The following is a 12561-nucleotide window of genomic DNA, read 5'->3' on the forward strand; positions in this document are numbered from 1 at the left end:
CGTAAAAATGAAAAAAATTTTATTAATTGCTTTAGTTTGTCTGTGTCAAATGGTCGGTGCACAAGACAAGGGTACAGTTACGGGGACTGTTACTGATAAAGAAATGAATGGTGAAAGTTTACCGTTTGCAAATGTATTTATCAAAGGTACTTCTATCGGTGGTAATACAGATTTAGATGGAAAATACACTATTTCTGTTCCTGCTGGAAACCACATATTAACTTTTAGTTTCGTAGGATATCAAACTATAGAAAAGCCAATTACAGTTGTAGCTGGTAAAACACTAATTATAAACCAAGAACTTGGTGCTAGTGGGGGAGAACAATTAGAAGAAGTACAAATTAATACTACTATTAATAGAGAAAAAGAAACTGCTCTTTTATTAGAACAGAAAAAAGCAGTTGTTATCCAACAAAAAATTGGTAATCAAGAATTAGCAAGAAAAGGAGTTGGTGATGTTGCAACCGCCGTTACTAAAACTACTGGTGTTTCAAAAGAAGAAGGTTCAGGAACTGTATTCGTAAGAGGTTTAGGAGATCGTTATAATGTAACAACTCTTAACGGATTACCTTTACCATCTAACGATCCTTCTAAAAAGAATATTGATTTAAGTATTTTTTCTACGGATATTGTTGAGTACATTGGAATTGATAAAACTTACGCACTAAATAACTATGGTGACTTTGCTGGTGCTAATGTTGATATTGCTTCTAAAGTATACAAAGGAAAAGGATTTGCTGAAATCAGTTTAGGTTCAGGAATCAATACTGTAGCTAATAATAAAACTTTTTATGGTTCAGATGGTCCTAATAGTTTTGGTTTTTATAAAACTAACTACCCTGCTTTTCCATTAAACAACTACAACTTTACAACTAGCTGGGACAGACAAGAAGGAGATGCTCCAGTAAATACTTCAATTGCAATTAAAGGAGGAGATTCTTTTAATTTATCTGACAATACAAGATTAAGTTTCTTTGCTGTTGGTTCTTTCAATAACGACTTTACATATCAACAAGGAGTTACAAGAGCAGACGTAAACGTTTCAGGTGTTGCTCGTAGAGATTTGACAAGAGAATCTTACACATATAACACGAATACTACAGCAATGGGTAACTTACGTTTAAAGTATAAATCTCATGAGTTCAAGTATAATGGTTTAATGGTAAACAACTCTAGTGATACTCATGATGACTATCAAGGTATTTACGATATTTTTGATAATGCTCCAGAAGGTGGTGCTGTTATACAAAGACAAACTTATATACAAAACACATTATTTGTTCACCAATTATTAGGAGATCATAAATTCGGAGAAAATATCGAATTTGATTGGGGAGCTTCATATAACTTTAACAAGAACAATGTTCCAGACAGAAAACAAACTACTGTTTTACCTAATAGAAATGACGAACCCAACGGTCCAAAGTCTTTCTTACTAATCAGTAATGATTCTGATAACCATAGATTCTTCTCTGACCTTGAAGAAGAAGAAATTGCTGCGAATTCTAGTATCACATATAAGTTTGCTAAAGATGCAGACGACATTAACAGAGCTAAATTAAAATTAGGTTATAGCGGAAGATTTAAAGATGTTGATTTTGATGCAACTCAATTCAACTTTGCTATTACTTTAAGAACTGTAACACAACCTATCATTAACGATGTTTACAATTTAGATAGTTATTTCAATCAAAATAACTTTAATGCAGGTTTATTTACAATTAGAACATTTAGAGGAGGCTTAGGTAGTACTATAGATGTACTTTTACCACAAACTTATGGAGGTAAGCAAAATATTAATGCTGCTTATGCACAATTTGAATATAAATTTTCTGATAAATTCACAGGTATTTTTGGGGTAAGAGGAGAAAAAATCAGTCAATCTTTATTTTATAACACTTCTATCTTAAATGGACAAAGTGAATTAGATGAAACTCAAATTTTACCATCTGTTTCTTTAAAATACACTTTAAACGACAAGAACAATTTAAAGTTTGCAGCTAGTAAAACATATACATTACCTCAATTTAAAGAAAGAGCTCCTTTCTTATTTGAAGATATCGTAAATAACTCTTTAGGTAACCCTAACTTATATTCTTCAGATAATTATAATGTAGACTTCAAGTGGGAGTTCTATCCTGAAAAAGAAGAAATTATTTCAGCTGGTTTATTTGGTAAGTATATTGCAAATCCAATTAACGAAGTTAGAATTAACTCAGCATCTAACGATATTAGTTACGCAAATACTGGTGATTGGGGTGTTGCTTATGGAGTTGAATTAGAATTAAGAAAAAAGTTATTTAACTTCGAAACTGAAACTGAAGACAAAACTTTAAATAACAAATTAACTTTTGGACTTAATGGATCTTACATGATGCACAATCAAGAGTTAGATAAAGAAAAAGTAATTAGAGAAAATCCTGGAAACAGTGTTGACTTCTCTTTTGAAGAAGATGGTTTTGCTGGAGCTTCTGACTTCTTATTAAATACAGATTTTACATATTTAAAAGATTTCAGAAATGGTATGAATATCCAATCTACTGTAGTTTTCAACTACTTCTCTGATAGAATTTTCGCTTTAGGAACTGAAGGTAAAGGAAACTTAGTTGATAAAGGTTATAGTACTTTAGACTTAATTTTAAAGTCTTCTATTAACGAAAACATTAGTGTTGGTCTTTCTGCTAAAAACTTATTAAACCCAAGTATCGAAAGATTCCAAGACAATCAAGATGTTACTATTTTATCTTTTAGAAGAGGTGTTAATCTTAATTTCTCTCTATCATATAAGTTCTAAATACAGATAACATTTTATTTACAATCCAATAACCCAAGATTAATTTTTGTAAAACATTTAATTAATCTTGGGTTCTTTGATTTGTAGCATTGAAAAATCTATAAAATTATAAATTAAAAAAAATGAAAAGACAATTTTTTAGCCTAATGATGATGGTTGCTACTTTAGCTTTCGTTGTATCATGTGGAGACGATGATCCTGTTCAGACTGCTTCTTGTTCTGACGGAATCCAAAATGGTGACGAAACTGGAGTTGACTGTGGGGGTTCTTCATGTCAACCATGTACTAGTGCTAATTTATCTGGAGACGTAACTAGTGAAGTTACTTTAAATGCTAGTGTAACTTATAAGTTAACTGGTGCTTACGTTATCCAAAACGGAGGGGTTTTAAACATTCCTGCTGGAACAAAAATTGAGGCTACAGGAGGTACTTCTTCTTACATCGCTGTTGCTCAAGGAGGGAAAATATTTGTAAATGGTAATCAAGATAATCCAGTTGTTATGACTTCTGGCGCTGCTACACCTGCTCCAAAAGATTGGGGTGGATTAGTTGTTTGTGGTAAAGCTCCAACAAACGTAGGTTCTACTGCTACTTCTGAAGTTGCTGGTTTAACTTATGGTGGTACTGAAGCTAATGATAACTCAGGATCTATTCGTTATTTAAGAATCGAATATACTGGTGCTACTTTCAACTCTTCTAAAGAGTTCAACGGACTTTCTTTATTCGGTGTTGGTAACGGAACTACTGTAGAGTATGTACAGTCTTACGAAGGTGGAGACGATGGTATCGAATTCTTCGGAGGTACTGTTAATGGTAAATATTTAGTTGCTACTAACTCAGGAGATGATTCAATTGATTTCGCTGACGGATGGGCTGGTACTGGTGAATACTGGTATATCTCAGGAAGTGCAAAAGCTGGTATCGAAGGTTCTAATAACGGAGATAACGGTAATGCTACTCCTGTAACTAACGCTACTTTAAAAAACATTTCAGTTGTAGGTCCTGTTACTGAAGGTGCTTTATTCTACAAAGAAGGTGGTGGTAACTTTAACATCGATAACTTCTATATTTCTGGAGTTGACTTAGGTGTTAAAGTAAAAGATACTGACGCTGAAGCTGGTGTTAGAATTGAAAATGGAGATTTAGTTATGACTAATGTTCAGTTTGCTTCTAACGCAACAGGATTTGAAATGACTGACTATGCTGGTGCAAACCAATCATTCATTTCTCAAGGTGTTACTTCAGGTGCTGGTAACGGTGCTGCTGCTCCAGACTGGGCTGCTGGTTGGACAAGAGGTTTAAGTAACAGTGGTGTTACTTCAGAAAATTTAGCTGGTGAAGTTACTGGAGAAGTTACTTTAAATGCTGATGTTGAATACTTATTAACTAGTTCTTTTGTAGTAAAAGATGGTGGTAAATTAACTATTCCTGCTGGTACTACTATTAAGGCAACAGGAGGTACTTCTTCTTACATTGCTGTAGCTCAAGGTGGTCAAATCTTTGTTGAAGGTACTGCTTCTGATCCTGTAGTAATGACTTCTGGTTCTTCAAACCCAGCTCCAAAAGATTGGGGAGGATTAGTTGTATGTGGAAAAGCTCCAACAAATGTAGGTTCTGTAGCTACTTCTGAGGTTGCTGGTTTAACTTACGGTGGAACAACTACTAATGATAATTCAGGTTCTATTCGTTATTTAAGAATTGAGTATACTGGTGCAACTTTTAACTCTTCAAAAGAGTTTAACGGACTTTCTTTATTCGGTGTTGGTAACGGAACTACTGTAGAGTATGTACAATCTTTCGAAGGTGGTGATGATGGTATCGAATTCTTCGGAGGTACTGTTAACGGAAGCTACTTAGTTTGTACAAATTCTGGTGATGATTCATTAGATGTTGCTGATGGATACAACGGAACAATTGAAAACGTATATATTTCAGGAAGTGCTAAAGCTGGTGTTGAAGCTTCTAACAACGGAGATAACGGTGATGCTGCTCCTGTAACTAACTTAACATTAAGAAACATTACTGTTGTAGGTTCTGTTACTGAAGGTGCTTTATTCTACAAAGAAGGTGGTGGTAACTTTACTATTGATAACTTCTATATTTCTGCAGTTGATTTAGGTGTTAAAGTTAAGTCTACTGATGCTGAAGCTGGTGTTAGAATTGAAAACGGAGATTTAGTTATGACTAACGTTCAGTTTGCTAACAACGTTACTGGTTTCCAAATTACTGATTATGCTGGTGCTGCTGGTTCTTCTTTCTTAACTGAAGGAACTGCAACTGGTGCTGGTAACGGTGCTGCTGCTCCAACTTGGGCTGCTGGTTGGACTAGAGGTTTATAAAAAAATATCCTTATATAAAAAAGCCGAAATCATAACGATTTCGGCTTTTTCTTTTATAATAGTAATAATTTAAGATTCGTTTATTTTACTGCAATTTTAGATCCTTCTTTCCAAGACTGGATACTTGCAACTGCATTGTTTTCGTAGTTAATTTCCTTTAAACCATCTTTATCCCACATAAACCATTTTCCTACTTTTTTTCCTTGATCGTAAAAAGCCATTACTTTTTTATCACCTTGAGCATTAAAAACAACCCATTTTCCGTGAAGTAATTTATTTTTATAAAAGCCTTGCTCTTTTACCTTACCGTTATCATGAAAGTGTGTAACTTGAATTAAGTCACCTTTCTTTACATATACTGGTTTCTTACTGTTTTGTGCAAATGCAACCGAACCAACTAATAAGAAACAAACTAATACTAATATATTTTTCATACCTAAAGCATTTAATCATTAACATTTATATCACAAATATAACTATAAGTTTACTTTTAAACAAACTTTTGTTTACATTAAATTAACATTAGGTGTTTTTCCCGTTTGAATATCAAATAGTTTTATATTTGTACTTAATAATTAATTAAAATTGTATTATGGCAATAATGAAAGTAATTGAAATCTTAGCTAACTCAGATAAAAGTTGGGAAGATGCAACAAAAAAAGCTGTAAGCCAAGCAGCAAAATCAGTAAAAAACATCAGGTCAGCATTTGTACAATCGCAAAGTGTGGTTGTAAAAGATGATGAAGTGAGTGAATTTAGAGTGAACTTAAAAGTTACATTCGAAGTCAACTAAATTTAGCAAAAAACTACTACTACTTTTATATATATTGTGGCTAAAAAGCTGCATATTTCACTGTGCTTTTCGTTAAAAAAAATGTTAAATATCAGAAATAGCACAATAAATATTTCATTTAATAAACAAAGTTATTTAAATTTAAGAGCTATTCTATTATTCTTACTACTAGATATTTATATTTCTAACGGTAGTATTACTAATAAAAAAATTGTTGAATTGAATAACTTATTCAAGAATCAATCAAAACATGGAACAAAATTTCGAAAAAATCAAAAACTTATTATTAGAGTACGCACCTAAGGTAGTAGCAGCATTAATATTATTAATTGTTGGTTTATGGGTAATAGGTATTGTATCTAGAACAGTCTCAAAACTTATGGAAAAGAGAGGTATAGAAGCTTCTCTTAGAGGTTTTCTATCAAGTTTAGTAAACTGGAGTTTAAAGATTTTTTTAATTGTAACCGTAGCTGGACAACTAGGCGTTGAAACCACTTCTTTTGCTGCTATTATAGCTGCAGCTGGTTTAGCTATTGGTATGGCCTTGCAAGGTTCACTATCGAACTTCGCTGGTGGAGCATTAATCATGATCTTTAGACCTTTTAAAGTAGGTGATTATATTGAGGCACAAGGAGAGCAAGGTGTTGTAAAAGAAATTCAAATTTTCACTACTAAATTAAACACCGTGGATAATAAAGAGGTAATTATACCAAATGGGTCATTATCAAACGGGAACATTATTAATTATTCTTCTGAAGAAAAAAGGAGAGTTGATATCACTTTTGGAGTTTCTTATGATGCAGATATTAAAGAAACTAGAAAAGTACTTTTATCTGTTATAGAAAACACATCATATACTATAAACGATCCAGCACCCGCGGTTTTTGTAGGAGAATTAGCTGATAGTTCTGTAAATTTTATCACAAGAACTTGGGTGAAATCTTCTGATTACTGGGATGCTTATTTCCATATTATGGAAAATGTAAAAATTGAATTGGACAAAGCTGGTATTGAAATACCTTATCCACATTCAGTTGAAATTCAAAAAGAAGGCTAACTAACACTTAAAAACAATCTATGAAAAAAACAATTTTAAAATCAACAACATTATTCTTAATTGCTTTATCAAGTTTATCTCAAAATGTAAATGCTCAAGGAGTGGGTACAGGTAGTATTAGAGAAGCTATAAACCCTACTAGTAATTATTACTATGCAACATTTACTCTTGTAGAATTAGATAGAGATCGTATTGAGGGAACTGTTTACGTTGATAAAAAACCTCAAAAAGCTAATATTAATGAAAATCAAGAACTTGTACCTTTCAGATACAATGCTTTTCATGATATGATAGAAGTTAATGCTCCTAATGAAAGGACATTTTCTTTAGTTAAAGAAAAAGGAAACAAGATCAGTAATAAAGATATTACTTATGTTGTTTATGAAGATCTTGTTGAGAAAACTAATCGATTCTTTAAAGTTGAAATGTACTTAGATAACGTAACGCTTTTAACTAAAGAATCTGTTAGGTTAGATGAAGCTAAAATTAGTAGCGATAGTTACAGAATTGATAGACCAGCAAAACTGAAAAGATTAAAAGATACTTTTTATGTTTCTTTTGGTGATTATGAAGCCCATGAATTACCAAGAAATAAAAAGAAATTTCTTGCGCTTTTCGGAAATAAAAAAGATGCTGTAAAATCATTCATTAAGAAGAATGGATTAAATCATAAAAAGAAAAAGGATATTATCCATATCTTAAAGTATTACAATTCGCTGAAAGAAGCTAATTATAGAGTTATTATTGGTCAGAAGAAATAAAGAAATATCCCATTAAGTTTATCTTGATGGGATATTTTATATAAGCTAAATACAGAGCTTTATTTCCTATTTTAGGAAAATGTATCATTTAAAGTAAATACATTTTAATTTTATAAATCGTGTTTACATATTACATGAAATCAAACTAAAAAAATTAACAATGAAAAAATTATTCATCGCAATTATATTCATTTACAGTGTAAATTCTTTTGCTCAAGCCTTTACTGGAAGTACTGGTCGCGCATATAGAAACACAATGATCAATTATATTGCTGAAAATAAAAGATTCGAAAATAACAAAGAGTTCACTGAAAAATTTGAAGGTTCAGCATTTATCCAAAATGGGTTTAAAGTTGGTGTTATTAACGACAACACTAAAAAACATGTTTTATTTAAGTACAATGCTTACAGGGACGAAATATTGATTAAAAATGAAGAAAACCTAACATATTATACACTTCTTAAAGGATTGGGCACTAAAATTAAAGCTCTTAACACCCACAATGAAGATGTATATATTGTATTTAAACATGGAAAAAAGCAAGAAAATAGATTTTTTAAACACGTATTTCATACGGTAGATAAAAAAATATATCTTTTAATTAAAGAAAAAGTAATTTTTGTTGAAGGTAAAAAACCCAAAACAGGTTACGATGAATATGAAAAACCTCATTTCAAAAAATTAGATGATAAATTCTATGTTTCTTTTGATGATGAAAATGCTATAGAAATACCTAAATCTAGACGTAAGTTCACCGCATTATTTGGTGATAAAAAAAATGAGATTAAGAGTTTTATTAAAAGAAATAAAAAAGATCATAGAGAAAAACAAGATCTTATAACTATTTTAAAATACTATAACAGCTTATAAGCGAAAAACAATCTCATTGGAAAATAATTCGAATCATGAATACAAATTATGTGTATACGTTTATTTCCAATACTCTCCTATTTCCGTGATAAGGAAAATGTAAATTGAATGTGACACATTCCAGTAACTTGGATAAAGTCGATATTCTTTAATAACCTAAAAAAACTTAAAAAATTAACAATGAAAAAACTAATTACAGTAATTGTACTTGTGTGCAGTTTCAACTCATTTGGCCAAGCATTTTCATCTAGTGGTGAAGGTGGTAGAGGTTACAGAAATACACTTATAAACTATTTGGCAGAAAACCAAAGATTCAAAAACAACTTAGAGTTTGAAGAAAAATTTGAAGGTTCAGCTTTTATTCAAAAAGATTTTAAAGTTGGAGTAATTAGCGACTCTAACAAACACGTTTTGTTTAGATACAATGCCTACAAAGACGAAATGTTAATTAAAAACGAGAAAACTTTAAAATATTTCAATCTTCTGAAAGGGCTTGGTAATAGAATTAAAGCTGTGAACACTCATGGTGAAGATACTTACATAGTATTTAATGATAAAGAAGATGGAGAAAATAGATTTTTTAAGCACGTATTTAATACTGTAGATAAAAAACAGCATCTTTTAATAAAGGAAAAAGTAATTTTTGTTGAAGCTAAACAACCTAAAACTGCTTATCAAGATTATAAAAAACCACATTTTAAAAGATTAGAAGATAAGTTCTATATTTCTTTAGATGGAGAAAATGCAGTGGAAGTTCCTAGATCTAAACGAAAATTTATTGCATTATTCGGTGATAAGAAGAATGAAATTAAAACTTATATTAAAGAAAAGAAAAAAAGCTATAAGGATAAACAAGGTTTAATGGCTATTTTAAAATATTACAACTCTCTTTAGAAGAAAAGAAACTTATATCAAAAAAATTATATTTTAAGGTAGGGATTTTTAAATCTTTCTTGTTTTAAACTAACAATATCTCAATGTTTAACAAAACATTATAAGCCAAGTTTTATTGAAAACAGTATACTTGGCTTTCAATGGGGCTAACAACATTGAGATATTTATTAAACAACATAAAAATTTAAAACATTAATCCTTAAAAATGAAAAAAGTATTATTATTATTCTTTGCTGTAATTTATTCTGCAAATACTTTTTCGCAAGCTTTTACTGGGGGCGGAAACAAAGCATACCGAAACACTTTAATAAATTATTTATCTGAGAACCTAAGAGTAAAAAACAACAAAGAGTTTTATGAAAAAGTAAGCGGTACCGTTTTTGTTCAAAACAGTTTTATCGCAGGTAGAGTTAACGAATCTAAAGAAATTGTTAAGTATAAATACAATGCTTACAACGATCAAATTTTAATTAACGATAACAACGGAGAAAAGTACTTCAACCTTCTTAAAGGTGTTGGAAACAAAATTCAAGCTATAAACTCTAAATTAAGCGAAACTTATATTGTTTTTAAAGATTTGAGTACAAGTAAAAGTCAATTCTTTAAGCACGAGTTTAATACTTCAGGAGATAAAGTTGTGTCTTTATTAACTAAGCAAAAAGTAGTTTATGTTAAAGGAAAGCAAGCTACGAATAGTTACCAATCTGCTACTAAGCCAAAATTCAATAGATTAAAAGATCAATTCTTTGTTTCTTTAGATGATAGAACTGCAGTTGAAGTACCTAGATCTAAGAAAAAATTCATCGCTTTATTCGAGAATAAAGAAAAAGAAATTAAGACCTACATGAAAGAAAATCGTAAGAGTCACAAGAAAAGAAACGAGTTAATTGATATTTTAAAATATTACGCAACTATATAGTTTTCTTTTGTGGAGTAACAATAAAATCTTTTAGATAAAAAGGTTCAAAATAAGCGACATCTTCGATGTCGTTTTTTTTGTACTTATCATAACTGATTTTTGCCATATCTAAAGCAGAAGGAAATTTATCTTCTACAAACTCAAAATTCGTTGATTTAAGCACTTCTTTACACTTCGTACTTCCATCACCTAATAAATATATTTTTCTATCAGAAATATACTCAGAAAAAGAATCTTCAGTTATGATTTCTGCTTTAACTTCTCTAACTAAATTGTAGTTCGCATCATAAATACTAGAATATACTTCCATTCTTCTGGCATCTAACATCGGTATAATTAGAGAGTTCTCTTCTACAGAAATAGCATGAGCTAATGACGTTAGTGTTTCAACGCTTATTAAAGGTATATTCTGAGCAAAACATAATCCTTTGGCAGATGAAACTCCAATTCTTAAGCCTGTATACGAACCTGGACCTTTACTCACAGCAACAGCGTCTAAATCTTCAATTGAAATATTAGCTTGTTTAATAGCATCTATAATAAAAGGATGCAATTTTTCAGCATGTGAATAATTAATATCATTCAACTCTTTAAAACCAATCACTTCTCCATCTTTTGCTATACTTACAGAACAGTTTTTTGTAGATGTTTCTATATTAAGAATTAATGCCATGCTTGAAATTTATTTTGCAAATATATTACACAAAACAAAAACCCCACAAATAATTTGTGAGGCCTTATAAGTAAAGTTAGTAAACTTTACTTTAGTCTAAAATATTTTCACCGTAATAGAATTTTAAAACTTTAGTTTTAAAAATATAATCAAATTTAGCTCTAATTAAAGCTGATTCTGCATTTACTAATCTATTACGAACCTGATCATAATCAAATCTTGTCATAGCTCCGTATTCATAACTTGCTTGCGCATTTTTGAAAGCTTCATTCTGAGAATCTAACGAAATACTAGCAGCTTCGAAAGTTTTAGCTGCTGCTTTAGCATCTAAAAACGCTTGTTCTATAGTTTGTTTTAAGTTTAACTTTTCTATTTCTAAATTATTTTCAGAAATTAATTTTTGAACCTTAGAACGTTCTACGTTAGCATCATTTCTAAATCCATTAAAAATTGGAATATTTACACTAAACCCTAAACCATAACCTAAGTTATTATCTAACTGAGTAAATAAACCTGTATTAGAAAAACCAGGTGGTAAATCTAAATTGAAACCATAATTAGAACCAACATTAGCAGATGTAGAAATTGTTGGTAAATACCCTGATTTAGCAAGTTTAATTCCAAACTCAGAATTCTCTATATTTAATTTAGCTCTTTCTATCTCTGGCCTGTTAGTCAATGCTTTTTGATATACTTCGTTTGAACTACTATATAATAGAGCCGCAGAAGGAGAACCAATTTCAATTTTCGCTACCTGAAAACCTTCGTAATCTACTTGTAATAATTGCGATAAGTTTAATAAAGCTATGTTTAATGCATTTTCTTGTGTTACCACATTTTGTGCATCATTTGCTGCTGTAGATTGAATATTTAATAAATCTCCTTTAGGAATAGAACCTGTATCAAACTGCGCTTGAGCTCTATCAATTTGGTTTTTACTAATCCCTGCTTGAACTTTAGCTACTTGAAGATTTTCTTTTGCAAACAAAACATTTAAATACGTATTTACAACTCTTAAAGCAATATCATTTTCTATTACTTCTAAATCTAATTTACTTCTTTCAACTCCTAGTTTTGCTTGTTTGTATGTGTTTAAGTTTCTAAAACCGTTGAATACAGTATAACTAACACCAACACTTAAAGATCCACCAAATGTAGTTGTAGAAACCCTGTCGTTTGATACTGGATCGAATGTAGATCCAAAATTTAGACTACCTCCTGTTGAAGCGTTTACTGATGGTAGAAAATTTGCTTTATTATTTTTTACGTCTTTCTCTGCAACTTGTACATTAAGTTCGTTTATCTTAACCTGTATGTTATTTTTCATAGCATGATCAACACACTCTTTTAAAGTCCATTCTTTTTGACTATAAGAAAGTATAGAGACTAATAAAAAGGGAAATAACAGTAGTAATTTTTTGTTCTTCACAATCTTGTTTATTTAGTAAGTATCGATATGA

General features: G+C 30.6%; 11 protein-coding genes. 8 read left to right on the plus strand and 3 right to left on the minus strand.

Annotated features, from left to right (window positions below; genetic code table 11):
- Positions 1–7 precede the first annotated feature (7 nt).
- Together Q1A15_RS02355 and Q1A15_RS02360 are read left to right on the plus strand one after the other, a co-directional pair.
- The gene (locus Q1A15_RS02355; protein ID WP_299618161.1) at positions 8–2794 is read left to right on the plus strand and encodes a TonB-dependent receptor; all 2787 of its coding nucleotides are present in this window, start codon (positions 8–10) and stop codon (positions 2792–2794) included.
- A gap of 122 nt (positions 2795–2916) precedes the next feature.
- Positions 2917–5133, plus strand: a complete 2217-nt coding sequence (locus Q1A15_RS02360) for a hypothetical protein (RefSeq protein WP_299618164.1) — start codon at positions 2917–2919, stop codon at positions 5131–5133.
- Positions 5134–5213: 80 nt separating this feature from the next.
- Here the strand turns inward: Q1A15_RS02360 and Q1A15_RS02365 are convergent, their stop codons facing one another.
- Positions 5214–5567 (minus strand): nicotinic acid mononucleotide adenyltransferase, encoded by a 354-nt coding sequence (locus tag Q1A15_RS02365; protein ID WP_299618167.1) that lies wholly within the window; start codon positions 5565–5567, stop codon positions 5214–5216.
- Between the two features lie 158 nt (positions 5568–5725).
- Between Q1A15_RS02365 and Q1A15_RS02370 the strand changes: the two genes are divergently transcribed.
- The 6 genes from Q1A15_RS02370 (at position 5726) to Q1A15_RS02395 (ending at position 10428) form a co-directional block, all read left to right on the plus strand.
- Positions 5726–5926: a dodecin family protein gene (locus Q1A15_RS02370; RefSeq protein ID WP_299618170.1), complete on the plus strand. Its 201-nt coding sequence runs from the start codon at positions 5726–5728 to the stop codon at positions 5924–5926.
- Between the two features lie 250 nt (positions 5927–6176).
- Positions 6177–6983: a mechanosensitive ion channel domain-containing protein gene (locus Q1A15_RS02375; protein WP_299618173.1), complete on the plus strand. Its 807-nt coding sequence runs from the start codon at positions 6177–6179 to the stop codon at positions 6981–6983.
- Between the two features lie 20 nt (positions 6984–7003).
- The gene (locus Q1A15_RS02380) at positions 7004–7744 is read left to right on the plus strand and encodes a hypothetical protein (RefSeq protein ID WP_299618176.1); all 741 of its coding nucleotides are present in this window, start codon (positions 7004–7006) and stop codon (positions 7742–7744) included.
- Positions 7745–7904: 160 nt separating this feature from the next.
- On the plus strand, positions 7905–8615 hold the full coding sequence (locus Q1A15_RS02385) for a hypothetical protein (protein WP_299618178.1): 711 nt from the start codon (positions 7905–7907) through the stop codon (positions 8613–8615).
- Positions 8616–8795: 180 nt separating this feature from the next.
- Positions 8796–9509, plus strand: coding sequence for a hypothetical protein (locus tag Q1A15_RS02390; RefSeq protein WP_299618181.1), 714 nt, complete (start codon positions 8796–8798; stop codon positions 9507–9509).
- Positions 9510–9714: 205 nt separating this feature from the next.
- Positions 9715–10428 (plus strand): hypothetical protein, encoded by a 714-nt coding sequence (locus tag Q1A15_RS02395; protein WP_299618184.1) that lies wholly within the window; start codon positions 9715–9717, stop codon positions 10426–10428.
- Here Q1A15_RS02395 and tsaB read toward each other — a convergent pair.
- Entirely contained in the window at positions 10421–11101 is a 681-nt protein-coding gene (gene tsaB / locus Q1A15_RS02400; RefSeq protein WP_299618188.1) for a tRNA (adenosine(37)-N6)-threonylcarbamoyltransferase complex dimerization subunit type 1 TsaB, read from the minus strand. The genes Q1A15_RS02395 and tsaB overlap by 8 nt on opposite strands.
- A 91-nt stretch (positions 11102–11192) precedes the next feature.
- Complete coding sequence (locus tag Q1A15_RS02405) at positions 11193–12530, minus strand: TolC family protein (RefSeq protein ID WP_299618191.1); 1338 nt, start codon at positions 12528–12530, stop codon at positions 11193–11195.
- Positions 12531–12561 lie beyond the last annotated feature (31 nt).

Source organism: uncultured Tenacibaculum sp. (assembly GCF_947495995.1).
Taxonomy (GTDB): domain Bacteria; phylum Bacteroidota; class Bacteroidia; order Flavobacteriales; family Flavobacteriaceae; genus Polaribacter.